This is a genomic window from Pantoea allii, from assembly GCF_002307475.1.
Classification (GTDB): Bacteria; Pseudomonadota; Gammaproteobacteria; order Enterobacterales; family Enterobacteriaceae; genus Pantoea; species Pantoea allii.
In genome coordinates, this window is record NZ_NTMH01000003.1 from 126,841 (window position 1) to 141,024 (window position 14,184).

A 14,184-nucleotide genomic window follows, 5' to 3' on the forward strand; every position below is an offset into this window, starting at 1 on the left:
AACCGGTGTTACGGCGGGTAAAGAAAATCGACATCAAACAGCTCATCTACCTTTGCAATCTCGAACGCGAGCGCCATTTTGGTCGTGCCGCCGAAGCCAGCTTTGTCAGCCAGCCTACCTTATCGATGCGGTTAAAAAACCTGGAGCGTGAGCTGGGTCTGTCGCTGATCAACCGCAGCAACAATTTTGCGGGTTTTACGCCGGAAGGCGACAGGGTACTGGCCTGGGCGCGGGAAATCGTTTCGGTTTATCAGGGACTCAAGCTGGAGGTCGAGTCGTTAAAACACGGGGTGAACGGTACGCTTCGTCTTGGTGTTGTTCCGCAGTGCAGCGTCTCGCTGGCGCAGTTGTTAAAAGCGGTGCAGGCGCGCTATCCACAGCTGGATTATCGTATTGCCGTATTAAGCGCCGATCAACTGCTGGAAGCGCTGAACAGCCACACGGTCGATGTCGGCATTGGCTTTTTTGAAATGGCGACGTTGCGGGAACTGCATTTTCAGGCATCCCTGCTGCCGGATAGTGGCGTGGAAGCCGTTTTTCATCCCGACCATTTTCAGCACTTATGCGCGCATGAAACGCTTGACCTGCCAACGCTGGCACAGCAGCCGCTGTGTCTGGCGGAGCCAACCCGCTATTTTCGCCGCTATCTGGATATGACGTTTCGCGACGTCGCGCTGGTGCCGCGCGTGGTGGTCGAAAGCGCGTCCATCATGCAGCTGTTACAGTGCACCCAGGTCGGTCTTGGCGTGCTGATCTCACCACGAGGACATTTACTGCCCGCCTCATTACACGGACTGGAAAAACGGACCATTGCAATGCCTAAAATGGCGCGCCAGGCGGCGCTGGTCGTCGCCGAACCTGGCAGGGCGACGCCGCTGGCGCAACATTTTTACGATGAAGCGCGCAGTCATCTCGATAGCTAGCGGGCTTCACCGCAGGCATAAAATAAACGACTGTTCCAGTTGGCCAGCGCGATGGACTGAATCACGCTGAACCGCGCGGCATGTGACCAGCCTGCGTCAGCCAGCGGCTGAAGATCGCGCGCGTTAAAGCGCTCCGGCTGGCGGGTCAACTGCGCGGCCAGGGTCATAATGACTTGCTGTTCACCCGGCCGCTGCGCCGCATCCACCTCATCCAGCAGATTTTTAGCGTCTGCAGCCTGCTGACAGAGCCAGCGGCTGCCCAGAATCCTTGCCGCAGTGGCCTCTACAGATGAGGTCAGCGTATTTTCAAGCTGATGACGCAGGGCAAACCAGCTCTGCAATAACCCGGCAGCGTGCGCCAGCAGCCAGACCGCATCCTGAAGTGCGGGCGAGCCCTGGCACTGCGTGACCGCAGCATGTTGCTCCTCACTGGCATAACGCGGCTCCAGCGGCGTCAGGACCGGCTGCCACTGCCAGGGCTGATCAAACGTCGCTGCCTCGGCATCCGGGGCAGGTGACATCCCCGGCATCCAGCGTACCGGTAATTCCAGCAGAGCATGAATACCGGCAATGACACGCGCCTGATAGCAGACAAAGCCCACTAAATGGTTAAGGGTGACGATATCGGCTTCACTCAGCCCGGCCGCATGTAGCGCACGAACACTTTCAGCCGTGATTAGCGCAGGCTGCATCGCCAGCAAGCGTGCATATTGCGTAATTTGTGTCAGGCGATTGTTGCTTTCACGGGAGGAATCTGGACCCGGCAGGGGGTTCAGTCGGGCGGAATAGTGATTACACAGGCGCTGAATGCCTGTCACCTGGGCGACGGTCAGCGCGGTACTTAACCGATCATACAGCGTGAGCGTATGCGTCAGCGTGGTATTCACCTGGTCGGGAAACAGCTGGAGAACGACGTTGTGGGCGATCTGTATCGCGGGCTGGTCTGTCTGGAGTAAAGGCTGAATAACGGAGGCTTCCTGTGCTAACCCCAGTAAAAACCGGTCATCGACATGGGCGGCTTCAGGAAAAAGTGGGGCAGCCTGTACGGTCCGCGGGCGGGTCTGACTTTCGTAAAACCAGTGATCCTGGCCGGGATAGCGGCGTTGTTGCATCATCCGTCCTTTTGCAAAATCTGATGCGGCGCAGGCGGTGATTTAGTCGCAGGCCGCAGGGCTGACTTATCGTCGCCCACGGGCAGGTCAGGGCAAAAGACCAATCGGTGATAAATAATAGCGATAAGGAATAACGAGGCAATCGGGCGGGTACAGCACAGGGCGAGCAAGGCTCGCCCGTGAGGAAACTTATTTCAGTTCCAGTTCGTTCATGGCGGCGATACTGAAGCCACCGTCAACGTGAACGATTTCACCGGTGATACCACCCGCCAGATCGGAACACAGGAAGGCAGCGGAGTTACCCACGTCTTCGATAGTTACCGTACGGCGAATAGGGGTTACCGCTTCACAGTGGGCCAGCATCTTACGGAAATCTTTGATGCCTGACGCTGCCAGCGTACGAATCGGACCCGCAGAAACGGCATTAACACGCACGCCTTCTGGACCCATCGCGTTAGCCATATAACGCACGTTAGCTTCCAGAGACGCTTTTGCCAGGCCCATAACGTTGTAGTTAGGGATAGCGCGTTCTGCACCCAGGTAAGAGAGGGTCAGCAGAGCAGCGTTCGGGTTCAGCATGGCACGGCACTCTTTAGCCATTGCAACAAAGCTGTAGGCGCTGATGTCGTGCGCGATTTTGAAACCTTCGCGGGTTACGGCATTAACGTAATCGCCATCCAACTGGTCGCCAGGCGCGAAACCGATGGAGTGCACGAAACCGTCAAATTTTGGCCAGGTCTTTGCCAGCTCAGTGAACAGGGATTGGATGCTTTCATCTTCTGCAACATCACAGGGCAGCACGATGTCGGAACCCAAATCTTTGGCAAACTCTTCCACACGACCTTTCAGTTTGTCGTTTTGGTAGGTGAAAGCCAGTTCTGCGCCCTGTTTGCGCATCGCCTGTGCAATACCGTAGGCGATGGAAAGTTTACTGGCAACACCAGTAATCAGAATGCGCTTACCGGAAAGAAAACCCATAGCTGTAATCCTTATGGTCATGGTAGTTGGCGGTCGTGTTGTTTAAATAATAGACGACCGACGTTAATCGACGTGCGGATTCTAGCACGTCTGCTTGAAATCAGGAAAAACGCACAGCGTTTTCCACTATATGCCGCAAAATCAACGCTCCCGCCGCCAGGCTTCAGCCGTTAAGGCCTCACCAAAATGGCTGTTGATCAGACGTTTTGTCATCTCATGCAGTGGCGACGCAAGCACGTCTGCCGTGCCGCCGCGCTCCACCACTTCGCCGTGATGCATGACCAGCACTTTATCGCTGATATGCTTCATCATACCAAGATGTTGGGTCACATAAATGTAAGCGATACCGTGCTTTTCTTGTAGCTCCAGCATCAGATTGACCAGTTGTGAACGCATGGTCATATCCAGCGAGGCAAGGGCCTCATCGGCCACAATCACTTTAGGTTGCAGGATTAACGCACGGGCCAGGCCAAGACGCTGCTTTTGGCCCGGTGCCAACATATGCGGATAATAACCGGCGTGATCGCGCAGCAATCCCACCTGGCGCAGGGTGGTAATAATGCGCTTTTCCCGCGCCTCAGCATCCAGAACGGTATTCAGGCGCAGCGGCAGGTCCAGAATCTGGCTCACGCGCTGGCGTGGATTCAGCGAGGTTGATGGGTCCTGGAAGATCATACGAATGCGCTGGCTGCGATAGCCGTAATCGCCAAAGCTCAGCGGGTGATCGTCGATAATAATCTGGCCGTCGCTGGGCGCAACGGTGCCGCTGAGCATTTTTGCCAGCGTGGATTTGCCTGAACCGTTTTCGCCAATAATCGCCAGAGTCTGCTTTTCACGCAGCGTAAAGCTGACGGATTTCACCGCCTCAACATGCTGACGACGAAACAGGCCGGTGCGGTAACGAAAGGTTTTGCTGAGATTGCGGACTTCCAGCAACGTTTCCATCTTATTGGCCCTCAACGTTGAGCGGGAAGTGGCAGGCATACAGGTGCGATCGCGTGCCGGTGAGCCGTGGCGCTTCTACACATTTGCGTTGTGCGTAGGGGCAGCGCGGCCCCAGACGGCAACCGATAGGCAGGCTTTCCAGCGATGGAATCGCACCGGATAAGGTATTGAGACGGCTCTTATGCGGAAGCGGACGACCAAAGTCAGGCATGGCACGAATCAATGCCTGCGTGTAAGGATGATGCGGTGTGCTCATCAGGTCTTCGCTTTGCGCCGTTTCTACGGTCTGACCGCAGTACATCACGTTAATGCGGTTTGCCCACTGGCTCATGGTTCGCAGGTCATGGCTAATCAGCAAAATGGTGGTGTTATTGTTCTGGTTAAGCCGGCTCAGCAGGCGGAATATCTGCGCCTGCGTGGTCGGCTCCATCGCGTTAGTCGGCTCGTCAGCAATCAGCAGGCGGGGTTGATTCGCCAGGGCGATGGCGATCATCACTTTTTGGCATTCGCCCTCGGTTAACTCGTAAGGAAAACTGCGCATAATGTCGGTGTGATCTTTAATGCCCACCCGATGCAGCAACTCAATAGCCCGGCTTTTACGCCAGAACCAAAAGCGCTTCATCCACGCGCCTTTATAGGTCCAGCGCGGAATCGCCTGCATCAGTTGACGTCCGACACTTTCCGACGGATCGAGACAGGATTGCGGCTCCTGAAAAATCATCGAAACGTTATGACCCACGATGCGACGTCGCTCGCGCGGGGACAGGCGCAGCAGATCGACGTCATCAAATACCATACGGTCTGCGGTAACACGCCAGTTATCGTTGGTCACGCCACAGATGGCTTTGGCGACCAGACTTTTGCCCGAACCGGACTCACCGACCAGACCGCGGATTTCCCCTTCACTGAGCGACAGGTTAATGCGGTCCACCGCTTTAACCGGGCCATCAGCGGTCATGAACTCAATCGTCAGATTACGAATATCCAGTAACGGCATTATTCTACTCCCGCCTCAACGGCCCGACGAATGCCATCACCGAGCAGGTTAACGACTAAGACGCTGACCATCAGGGCGGCACCGGGCAACATCACCGTCCAGGGAGCCACATAAACCAGTTCCAGCGAATCACCCAGCATCGCCCCCCATTCCGGCGAGGGCAACTGGGCACCAAGGTCAAGAAAACCCAGAGCGGCAATATCAAGAATAGCCATAGAGAGCGCGCGCGTAATCTCACTAATCAACATCGGTAATACATTAGGCAAAATCGCGTGCCACATAATATTGATGCTGGTCGCGCCGTCGAGACGGGCCGCCACCACATACTCTTTTTCCAGTTCGTCGTGGACGGCGCTGTAAATTTCGCGCACCAGCCGTGGCATCAGCGCCAGCCAGACCGCCAGCAGCGCATGTTCAAGGCGCGGGCCGAGAAAGGCCACCACAATGATGGCCAGCAGCAGAGAAGGTATCGACAGTAACGTGTCCAGCACGTGGTTCAGCACCGCAGAGCGCACGCCGTGCGTCATACCCGCCACAATGCCCAGCACCAGCGCCCAAAAGGTGGCAAACAGCGTCACCAGAATGGCAGAACCTACCGTCGGGGCAACGCCATTGAGTAAGCGGCTCAGTAAATCACGCCCCAGGTCGTCAGTGCCGAGAAAGAATGAGACTTCACCGTAGCGCGACCAGGAGGGCGGCAGCAGCTGATAACCCAGAAATTGCTGGTCGATGGGATAGGGTGCCAGGAAATGCCCAAACAGGCAGAGCAGCAGCAGTGCGCCAAAGCCGTACAGGCCAATCATCGCCGGCATATCGCCATAAAAATGGTGCCAGCTTTGACGAAACGCGCTGGGCAGGCGCTTTTCGGCGTAGATGTTATCGTACGGCATACCATTCCTTATGTTTCAGCGGATTCAGCGCCGCACCGACAATGTCAGAGAGGACGTTCACCACGATCACTACGCCACCGGTCACCATCACACCGGCGGATATTGCCGCATAGTCCTGCTGGCGAATCGCGTTAATCAGCCAGCGCCCCAATCCGGGCCAGTTAAACACCATTTCCGTAATCATCGCCAGGGTTAACATGCTGGAAAACTGTAAGCCAAGACGCGGAATCACAGGGGGAAGCGCGTTGTGTAACACGTGGCGGCGAATCACAGTAAAGCGGGACAATCCGCGGGTGGCGGCCGCCTTCACATAGTTCTTATCGACGACGTCGCTGGTGCTGATGCGCAGCAAACGCACGATCTCGGTGGTGGGGGCCATCGCCAGAACGGTAACCGGTAAAATCAGATGCATCACTACGCTAATCATCATCTCATGTCGCCATGGCGAGTGACTGAGCCAGGCATCAATCAACGCAAATCCGGTAATGTTTTGAACAGGATACAGCAGGTCATAGCGCCCGGATACGGGCAACCAGCCCAGCGTCAGTGAGAAGAACAGGGTAAACAGCAGCGCGAGCCAGAACACCGGAATAGAAAATCCCAGCAGGGCCAGCGCGCTGATGACCTTATCCTGCCATTTATGCCGCATGGCACCGGCACAAATTCCCAACGGAATGCCGACGATCAGAGCCAGGGTGAACGCCATCAGGCACAGCTCCATCGTAGCGGGGAAGACTTCGCGCAGCTGTACGCCAATCTCCTGACCATTGGTGCTGGACACGCCAAAATCCAGTTGCAGCATGCCTTTAAACCAGAACCACCAGGCGTCAAACAGCGATGCGCCTTCCAGCGGTGCATTCGGCGTGAAATAGCTCAGGCTGAAACTCACCAGGGAAAGAAAAAACAGGGTAATGACCAGCAACACCAGGCGACGCAGAATATAGATGATCACTTAACGATCCTCTCGCTCATCACGATAAACGCCGGCAAACGAAGCGTTGCCAAACGGACTTAATACCAGACCTTTAATATCATGCCGATAGGCTTGCAGGCGCAGGGATGAAGCCAGCGGCAGTACGGGCAGCTCGCGCGCCAGAATCTGCTGCGCCTTATCGTAGTTGTCAATGCGGCCAGACAGCTGCTGTGACAGCAAGGCATTTTTTAACGTGTCGTCAAACGCGGGCGAACACCAGTGAGCATAGTTGGTCTGGGAACTGATGGCCGCACAGCTCAGTAGGGGGCGAAAGAAGCTGTCAGGATCGTTACTGTCGGTTGCCCAGCCTGCCAGCGTCAGATCGTGGTTCATCGCCATCAGCTGCGCCTCCTGAAAACGGCCTTCAACCGGAACGATAGTGACGCGCACGCCAATTTGCGCAAGGTCAGCCTGAATAAGTTCGGCCGTTTTAAGCGGTGCAGGGTTCCAGGACTGCGAGGCGGAAGGCACAACCAGACGCAGATGAAGATCTTTTACTCCCGCCGCCTCAAGCGCTTCTCTGGCTTTTTTGGGATCGAAACCCGTAATGCTGGCATCGGTATCATAAGCCCAGGACGCGCGAGGTAAAATCGAGGCGGCCGTCTCAGCGGTGCCGTAGTAGATGGATTCCATCAGGCGCTCATTATTGATCGCCAGCGCCAGCGCGTGACGAACGTCCGGCCGGTCGAGCGGCGGCTTGCGGGTGTTAAATGCCAGATAAGCGATGTTCATGCCGGGGCGCAGGGTCATGCGCAGCCGGGGATCGTCGCGCAGAATCGAGATTTGGCTGGCGGCGGGATAGGCGAGAACGTCGCATTCGCCCGTGAGCAACTTCGATAACCGTCCTGTTCCCCCGGCACCAAGATCGATAACCACCTGCTGCAGGCGCGGCACGCCTTTCCAGTAATGCGGGTTCCGCGCCAGACGAATATATTGCCCGCTGCGGTATTCGCTCAGCTGGAACGGGCCTGTTCCCACCGGTAGCCGGTCCAGCTCTTCCTGATGGCCCACTTTATCCAGACTGTCGGCGTACTCTTTCGACAGAACGGGCGCGTAATGTGTCGCCAGATGCCAGAGAAACGAGGCGTCCGGGCTGTTAAGGCGGAACTCGACAGTGTCGTTATCGATTTTTTTAATGCTCTGAACCGAATCGGCAAACTGCAGGCTGTCGAAATAGGGGTAATAGCCGCCGTTAACATTATGCCAGGGATGTTTGCGATCAAACATGCGGGCAAAGCTGAAAACGACGTCATCGGCATTCATCGCGCGCGTGGGTGCAAAGTTTGAGGTGTGCTGAAACTGTACCCCGTGGCGCAGGTGAAAACGGTAGGTCGCGCCGTTATCACGCACTTCCCAACTGGCGGCCAGATCGGACTGCAAACGGTAGGTGTAAGGATCGACATCCAACAGGCGGTCATATAACTGGACAGCCAGCGTATCCACCGTTAAGCCACTGCTGGCCATCTGCGGATTAAACGTGTTCAGCGTGCCATTAACGCAATAGACGAATCCGCTTTGACGAATATCTCCAGCCGGTGTTGGCGCAGACCAGGCAGGCGCGCTTAACACGCTGAGACTCAGTAACAGCGAAGGAATTAGTTTTAACATAGAACTCAACGATTCTCAGGCATTAGGCAGAGTGTATCGCAAAGCGGGCGCGGCCCCAAATACGCATCGTCGATTGCCGGTTTTTCGCGCACCTGAGCGTAGAAAGAAGCGGCTAATGCTTCCTGGCCCGATTCCGATGGGGTTGTACCCGGGCGGGTTCGGCCAGGTTGGCGGCGTGAAAGGTATCCCCGTCGTCACCTTGTTAAATTCAATGCAAAGTCAAGCGCGACCAGCCCGTTGCAGCAGGGTAAAGGCGACGGGGGCGTTGTAATAAAGGCGCAGCATTGGTGTGGAAATGAGAAAAATTCTCAACAACCCCTTTACAGATGCGAACAGGAATGATTATTATTCAGTTGCGCTTCGACGGTGGCTCTACCGAAGAAGAGCACGACATTGCTCACATTGCTTCCAGTTGCCCGCTTCGGCGGGCCCTTTTTTCCCGCCCCCATCCTTTTGACTCCACCCGCCCGGTCTCAGCCGTACAATGATCATTGTTTACCACAGCAACAACTCAGCGTTTATCTGCAATTTAATCCGGTCGATCGTCCGTTATGCCTGGACGTCCCGCGCCTGGATACCGTGCTTTTTCATAATGGCTCTGAGCTGGTGGTAGGTGACGCCAAGTAAGCTGGCAGCGCGGCGTTGATTATATTTCGCCTGTTGCAGACTGATTTCCACCACATCGCGCTCCTGCTGGTTTTGCCACTGGCGCAGGTCGAGCGGCAGAGACGGCAGGGCAGCGGGTACATCTGGCGTGCTGGCAGGAAGCGGAGCTTCTTCAGGGGCCGTACGACGCGCAAACGGGTTGATGATAATCTCATCCAGCGGTTCATCGCTGGTGTTGTGGCGGTACACCGACCGCTCAACGACGTTTTTAAGTTCACGCACATTACCCGGCCAGTGATGATCAAGTAAGGTGTTTTGCGCCTGCTGTGTAAAGCCTGGAAACAGGGGCAGCCCCAGTTCACGACACATCTGGATAGCGAAATGATCGGCCATGACCAAAATATCGCTACGGCGCTCGCGTAACGGCGGCAGTTGAACGACATCAAACGCCAGGCGGTCCAGCAGGTCTGCGCGAAACTGCCCTGCGGCCGCGAGCGCCGGTAAGTCTTCATTGGTGGCGCAGATCAGGCGCACATTGACCTGAAAGACGTGGTTGCCGCCGACGCGCTCCAACTGACCATATTCAATGACCCTCAGGAGTTTTTCCTGCACCAGCATTGGCGCGGTAGCCAGCTCATCAAGAAACAGCGTGCCGCCGTCTGCACGCTCAAAACGGCCCAGATGACGCTTCTGCGCACCGGTAAATGCTCCGGCTTCGTGGCCAAAAAGCTCAGAATCCAGCAAGTTTTCATTCAGCGCAGCACAGTTGAGTGAGATGAAAGGGCCTTGCCAGCGGTCTGAAAGATAGTGCAGACGGCTGGCGATCAGCTCTTTACCTGTACCGCGTTCGCCCACTACCAACACGGGTTTTTCCAGCGGAGCGAGTTTCGACACCTGTTCCAGTACTTCCAGAAAGTTGTTCGATTCCCCCAGCAGGTTGTCGTTATTAACGGACATGATGAATTTCGCCACGGATTAATCAATTTAACTATCTTAGAACAGTTTAAAAAAACTGCAAAGCCACCAATGCAAATAAAATCAATAAGATAAAAGTTGGCACGCATCTTGAATCAGGTATCACCAGCAAGATGAAACCATGACAAATAAGAGGAACATCATTATGGGTATTTTTTCTCGTTTCACTGACATCGTTAATGCCAACATTAATTCACTGCTTGAGCGTGCAGAAGATCCGCAGAAGCTGGTGCGCCTGATGATTCAGGAAATGGAAGACACGCTGGTTGAAGTCCGTTCCACCTCTGCCCGCGCCCTGGCTGAAAAGAAACAGCTGTCACGCCGCATCGAACAGGCCGAGATTCAGCAGGTGGAATGGCAGGACAAAGCCGAACTGGCCCTGCGTAAAGATAAAGAGGATCTGGCCCGTTCAGCGTTAATCGAAAAACAGAAACTGACCGATCTGATTGCCTCGCTGAAGCAGGAAGTTGCGCAGGTAGAAGAGACGCTGGCGCGTATGAAAGGTGAAATCACCGAGCTGGAGAAAAAGCTGAGCGAAACCCGTGCACGTCAGCAGGCCCTTACGCTGCGTCATCAGGCCGCGTCTTCTTCACGTGATGTGCGTCGCCAACTGGACAGCGGTAAAATTGATGAGGCGATGGCCCGCTTCGAATCATTTGAACGTCGCATCGACCACATGGAAGCGGAAGCAGAGAGCCACGGTTTTGGTAAACCTAAAACGCTGGATCAGCAGTTCACCGACCTGAAAGCGGATGATGAAATCAGTCAACAACTCAACGCGCTGAAAGCCAAAATGAACCGCAGCGAATAATAAGCCGCTTTCTGCTGGAAAGGATTAAGGAGAGTCAATGAGCGCACTATTTTTAGCCATACCTTTAACAATATTTGTGCTGTTTGTGGCACCTGTCTGGCTATGGCTACATTACAGTAACAAGCGCAACGGCGGGGCAGATCTGTCGCAAAGCCAGATGCAGCGCCTGCAACAGGTGACCAAAGATGCACAGCGCATGCGGGATCGTATTGATGCCCTTGAAGCCATCCTTGATGCTGAACATCCTAACTGGAGGCAACCATGATGAAAGGCCGCACGCTATGGCGCAAGCCTGACGAAGGGAAACTGATGGGGGTTTGTGCCGGCTTAGCCGAATACCTTGATGTGCCGGTGCGACTGCTTCGTGTCATTGTCGTATTGTCGCTGTTCTTTGGTCTGTTCGTGTTTACGGTGATTGCCTATTTCGTGTTGGGTTTTGTCCTGGACGTCAAACCGCCAGGCGCAGACAACGGGGAACATCAACCCAGCCCCGGCGAATTGCTGGACCAACTGGAAACTGCACTGCAGCAGGACGAACGTAATGTCCGGGATATCGAACGTTACGTCACCTCTGAAACCTTTAGCGTGCGCAGTCGTTTCCGTCAGATTTAACCGTTGTCCTGCGGCGGGCCAGACTGGCCCTCTGCGGACCGTCAGGAGGAAGTGATGACTGTTTCACGCACTGCGGCTTTTCGTCATCGTGCAACACCTGCATTGAAGTCAGCCGCCAAATTTATCATTATCAATGCGGTAACCTATGGTCCTGCTGGCGTGACCGGCTGGGCCGTAAAATCGGTGGCGCGCCGTCCACTTCGTCTTCTGTTAGGACTGGCGCTTGAGCCGCTGCTGAAACGCGTGATGAGCCGGGTTGCATCACGCTTCATCAAGGAGAAAGATGAAAAGACTGCAAACTGAGTTGCTGGCATTGATGAACCGCGGCGTCGATCGACACCTTCGTCTGGCGGTGACGGGACTGAGCCGCAGTGGTAAAACGGCCTTCATTACCTCGCTGGTTAACCAGCTCCTTTCTGTACACAGCGGCGCACGACTGCCGCTGTTTTCTGTGGTGCGCGATGAGCGCCTGTTGGGCGTGAAACGTGTGCCGCAACGGGATATGGGCACCGCCCGTTTCACCTATGATGAAGGGCTGGCGCAGCTGTACAGTACGCCGCCCGCCTGGCCCACGCCCACGCGAGGCGTCAGTGAAATGCGGCTGGCACTCCGTTACCGTCCCAATGATTCATTGCTCCGCCATCTCAAAGATACCGCCACGCTCTATCTTGAAATTGTTGACTACCCAGGTGAGTGGCTGCTCGATCTGCCTATGCTGGCACAGGATTACCTCACCTGGACCTGGTCGCGGCAGATGAACGGCTTAATGCAGGGCGATCGCGCAGACTGGGCCGCACCCTGGCGCGAACATTGTCAAAAACTCGATCCGCTTGCCCCCGCCGATGAAAACCGCCTGGCCGGGATCGCCGCAGCCTGGACTGATTACCTGCATCGGTGTAAAGCGGAAGGGCTGCACTTTATTCAGCCGGGGCGTTTTGTGCTGCCCGGCGAGATGGCGGGCGCGCCAGCGCTGCAGTTTTTTCCGTGGCCGACAGCTGATGAAGCCCAGGCGGCTAAGCTGGCGCAGGCGGACAAAGGCAGTAACTTTGCCATGCTGCAGCAGCGATTTAATTACTACTGCCAGCACGTGGTGAAAGGGTTCTATAAAAATCATTTTCTGCGCTTTGACCGCCAGATCGTACTGGTGGATTGTCTGCAGCCGCTCAACAGCGGGCCGCAGGCGTTTAACGATATGCGCCTGGCGCTAACCCAGTTGATGCAGAGCTTCCATTACGGACAGCGTACGCTGTTTCGGCGGCTGTTTTCACCCGTGATTGATAAGCTGTTATTTGCCGCCACGAAAGCCGATCACATCACCAGCGATCAGCATGGCAATATGGTTTCGCTGTTGCAGCAGCTGGTGCAGGATGCCTGGCAAAACGCGGCGTTCGAAGGCATCAGCATGGACTGCATCGGCCTGGCCTCGGTTCAGGCCACGCAAAGCGGGCTGGTCGATCATCGTGGCGAAAAAATTCCGGCACTACGAGGTCATCGCCTGCAGGACGGCGAGGCATTAACCGTTTATCCGGGTGAGGTTCCGCCGCGGCTGCCAGGCAGCGCGTTCTGGCAGCAGCAAGGCTTTCAGTTTGAGCAGTTTCGCCCGCAGCAGCTGGATATCGATCGCCCCGTACCGCATATCCGCATGGATGCGGCACTGGAATTTTTACTGGGAGATAAATTGCGATGAGCGATCCGTTGAAACCGCGCATTGATTTTGCCCGGCCTCTGGACGATAAGCCCGACGCGGTGTTGCGTCCGGCTCAGACGTTTGAAGCCGATTCACAGGCCGCCTTTTTAGCCGTGCAGGATAACGAGGCGGCGGTTGAAGAAGAAAGTGCAGGCGAGCGGGCGGTCGAGGCGGCCTTAAAACCCAAACGCAGCCTGTGGCGTAAAATGGTGGGCGCTGGCCTGGCGCTGTTTGGCGTCAGCGTGGTGGCGCAGGGCGTGCAATGGAGCCACAATGCCTGGCTGGCTCAGGACTGGTTTGCACTGGGCAGCGGCATGGCGGGCGGGCTGATTGTGCTTGCTGGCGTCGGCGCGCTGACCAGCGAGTGGCGTCGTTTGTATCAGCTCCGTCAGCGGGCCGAAGAGCGCGATCTGGGCCGGGAACTGCTCAACAGTCACGGCATTGGGAAAGGACGTGCCTTTTGTGAAAAGCTGGCGCGCCAGGCCGAACTCGATCAGGCGCATCCTGCCTTGCAGCGCTGGCATGCTGCGCGCCATGAAACCCACAATGACGGGGAAACGGTCCGGCTTTATGCCCAGATGGTGCAGCCTGTTCTTGACCGCCAGGCGCGGCGGGAAATCAGCCGTCATGCGGCCGAATCCGCGCTGATGATCGCGGTTAGTCCCCTGGCACTGGTCGATATGGCGTTTATCGCCTGGCGTAACTTACGACTGGTCAACCGGATTGCCGCCATCTACGGCATTGAGCTGGGGTATTTTAGTCGGCTGCGTTTGTTCCGACTGGTGCTGCTGAACATGGCCTTTGCCGGGGCTTCCGAGCTGGTGCGTGAAGTTGGGATGGACTGGATGTCGCAGGACATCGCCGCCAGGCTTTCGACGCGTGCTGCGCAGGGCATCGGCGCGGGATTGCTGACGGCGCGTCTGGGCATTAAAGCGATGGAGTTATGCCGCCCCTTACCCTGGCTCGAAAACGATAAACCGCGCCTGGGTGATTACCGTCGTGAGCTGTTGGGGCAGTTAAAAGACGCGCTACAAAAGGGCGGCGACAAACGCCAGTAAATGAAACAG

Annotated in this window: 15 protein-coding genes; 7 read left to right on the plus strand and 8 right to left on the minus strand. The window is 56.0% G+C overall.

All coding sequences use genetic code 11. The features are described from left to right. Positions 1-26 precede the first annotated feature (26 nt). Positions 27-923 carry a LysR family transcriptional regulator gene (locus CMR03_RS01405; RefSeq protein ID WP_063881185.1) on the plus strand — a complete coding sequence of 299 codons (897 nt, stop codon included), beginning with the start codon at positions 27-29 and terminating at the stop codon, positions 921-923. Here CMR03_RS01405 and CMR03_RS01410 read toward each other — a convergent pair. The 8 genes from CMR03_RS01410 to pspF form a co-directional block, all read right to left on the minus strand. Continuing rightward, positions 920-2,035, minus strand: coding sequence for a CMD domain-containing protein (locus CMR03_RS01410; RefSeq protein ID WP_096010538.1), 1,116 nt, complete (start codon positions 2,033-2,035; stop codon positions 920-922). The genes CMR03_RS01405 and CMR03_RS01410 overlap by 4 nt on opposite strands. 189 nt (positions 2,036-2,224) lie before the next feature. After that, positions 2,225-3,013 (minus strand): enoyl-ACP reductase FabI, encoded by a 789-nt coding sequence (gene fabI / locus CMR03_RS01415; RefSeq protein WP_063879751.1) that lies wholly within the window; start codon positions 3,011-3,013, stop codon positions 2,225-2,227. Between the two features lie 141 nt (positions 3,014-3,154). Next, complete coding sequence (sapF, locus tag CMR03_RS01420; RefSeq protein ID WP_096010539.1) at positions 3,155-3,958, minus strand: putrescine export ABC transporter ATP-binding protein SapF; 804 nt, start codon at positions 3,956-3,958, stop codon at positions 3,155-3,157. 1 nt (position 3,959) lies between these two features. Further along, complete coding sequence (gene sapD, locus CMR03_RS01425; protein ID WP_063879749.1) at positions 3,960-4,955, minus strand: putrescine export ABC transporter ATP-binding protein SapD; 996 nt, start codon at positions 4,953-4,955, stop codon at positions 3,960-3,962. Beyond that, a complete protein-coding gene (gene sapC, locus CMR03_RS01430; RefSeq protein ID WP_063879748.1) occupies positions 4,955-5,845 on the minus strand; it encodes a putrescine export ABC transporter permease SapC in 891 nt (296 codons plus the stop codon). Before sapC ends, sapD begins: the two co-directional genes overlap by 1 nt. Beyond that, positions 5,832-6,797 carry a putrescine export ABC transporter permease SapB gene (gene sapB / locus CMR03_RS01435; protein WP_096010540.1) on the minus strand — a complete coding sequence of 322 codons (966 nt, stop codon included), beginning with the start codon at positions 6,795-6,797 and terminating at the stop codon, positions 5,832-5,834. Before sapB ends, sapC begins: the two co-directional genes overlap by 14 nt. Continuing rightward, positions 6,798-8,426 (minus strand): ABC transporter substrate-binding protein SapA, encoded by a 1,629-nt coding sequence (gene sapA / locus CMR03_RS01440; protein WP_096010541.1) that lies wholly within the window; start codon positions 8,424-8,426, stop codon positions 6,798-6,800. It abuts the gene before it with no gap. A 549-nt stretch (positions 8,427-8,975) separates the two neighbouring features. Then, on the minus strand, positions 8,976-9,989 hold the full coding sequence (gene pspF / locus CMR03_RS01445) for a phage shock protein operon transcriptional activator (RefSeq protein ID WP_096010542.1): 1,014 nt from the start codon (positions 9,987-9,989) through the stop codon (positions 8,976-8,978). A 163-nt stretch (positions 9,990-10,152) separates the two neighbouring features. On the opposite strand from pspF, the gene pspA reads away from it, so the two are divergent. From pspA to CMR03_RS01475, 6 genes are read left to right on the plus strand one after another with little or no spacing between them, the layout of a single operon-like run. Next, on the plus strand, positions 10,153-10,818 hold the full coding sequence (gene pspA, locus CMR03_RS01450; RefSeq protein WP_063879744.1) for a phage shock protein PspA: 666 nt from the start codon (positions 10,153-10,155) through the stop codon (positions 10,816-10,818). A gap of 37 nt (positions 10,819-10,855) precedes the next feature. Continuing rightward, positions 10,856-11,083 (plus strand): envelope stress response membrane protein PspB, encoded by a 228-nt coding sequence (gene pspB, locus CMR03_RS01455; protein WP_063879743.1) that lies wholly within the window; start codon positions 10,856-10,858, stop codon positions 11,081-11,083. Beyond that, positions 11,080-11,430, plus strand: a complete 351-nt coding sequence (gene pspC, locus CMR03_RS01460) for an envelope stress response membrane protein PspC (RefSeq protein ID WP_096010543.1) — start codon at positions 11,080-11,082, stop codon at positions 11,428-11,430. Before pspB ends, pspC begins: the two co-directional genes overlap by 4 nt. A 54-nt stretch (positions 11,431-11,484) precedes the next feature. Next, positions 11,485-11,733, plus strand: a complete 249-nt coding sequence (gene pspD / locus CMR03_RS01465; RefSeq protein WP_063879741.1) for a phage shock protein PspD — start codon at positions 11,485-11,487, stop codon at positions 11,731-11,733. Next, positions 11,714-13,117 (plus strand): YcjX family GTP-binding protein, encoded by a 1,404-nt coding sequence (locus CMR03_RS01470; protein ID WP_096010544.1) that lies wholly within the window; start codon positions 11,714-11,716, stop codon positions 13,115-13,117. The genes pspD and CMR03_RS01470 overlap by 20 nt, the downstream gene beginning before the upstream one ends. Next, on the plus strand, positions 13,114-14,175 hold the full coding sequence (locus CMR03_RS01475; RefSeq protein ID WP_096010545.1) for a YcjF family protein: 1,062 nt from the start codon (positions 13,114-13,116) through the stop codon (positions 14,173-14,175). The genes CMR03_RS01470 and CMR03_RS01475 overlap by 4 nt, the downstream gene beginning before the upstream one ends. The last annotated feature ends 9 nt before the right edge of the window (positions 14,176-14,184 follow it).